Origin of the sequence: Streptomyces hokutonensis, from assembly GCF_000376565.1 — a bacterium.
Lineage (GTDB): Bacteria > Actinomycetota > Actinomycetes > Streptomycetales > Streptomycetaceae > Streptomyces > Streptomyces hokutonensis.
This window is the reverse complement of the sequence record NZ_BARG01000168.1, coordinates 1-872: the sequence shown is the minus strand read 5'-3', so window position 1 is coordinate 872 and position 872 is coordinate 1. Positions and strand designations below refer to the sequence as shown.

Here is an 872-nt window from a genome sequence, read left to right as displayed (position 1 = left end):
AGCTTCTTCGAGTTGGCCACCGATCAGGTGACGGTCCATGAAGCGCAACGAGCGAGGCCCCCGAGCTGTTGATCGAGATGTCTGACGTCTCAACCACGCTGCTCGGGGGCCTCGTTGGTCATCTATCCTGCCGCACTCGACCTGCCCCATGCGCTCGTGGAGTGGGTCACGATGCTCATCGTCACCCGTGAGGGTGACCGGCGCTGCAAGCTCCGCCCGTCCCAGCGCGCGATGGTGGCACTGGTGTACCTGCGCGAACACACGACCCTGGCGAAGATCGCTGCCGGGTTCGGGATCAGCGAGTCCACCGCCCACGCCTACACCAGCACGGTCATCCGCCTGCTCGCCGAACGTGCGCCGGGTCTGCTGAAGGTCCTGCGCGAGGCCGATGTGGACTTCGTCCTGCTGGACGGCACGCTCGCCGAATGCGACCGGGTCGGCGACGGCCGGGCCGACTATTCCCACAAGCACCGCAGGCACGGGGTGAACGTGCAGGTGGTCACCGACCCGGCTGGCCGGCTGCTGTGGCTCTCACCCGCATTGCCCGGCCGGGCTCACGACCTGACCGCTGCCCGCACCCACCGGATCATCCGGATCTGCGAGCGCCAGGGCGTCCCCATCCTGGCCGACCTCGCCTACCAGGGCGGCGGCCCCTGGGTGACCACGGGCATCAAACGCAGGCCCCTGCAGGAACTCACCCTCACCGAGAAGACCCTCAACCGGGCCCTGGCCGCGGCACGGGCACCGGTCGAACGCGGCGTCGCACGCCTGAAGTCCTGGCGCATCTTCCGCAGGTCACGCTGCAGTCCGAATCGCATGACGTCAATCGCCAAAGCCATCCTCACCCTGGAGCGGCAACGCTGAAGAAGCTC

Annotated in this window: 1 protein-coding gene; it reads left to right on the top strand. The window is 67.9% G+C overall.

Annotated features, from left to right (window positions below; translation table 11 throughout):
* The first annotated feature begins 114 nt into the window (after window positions 1–114).
* Window positions 115–864: an IS5/IS1182 family transposase gene (locus tag SSP08S_RS54550; protein WP_019076050.1), complete on the top strand. Its 750-nt coding sequence runs from the start codon at window positions 115–117 to the stop codon at window positions 862–864.
* Window positions 865–872 lie beyond the last annotated feature (8 nt).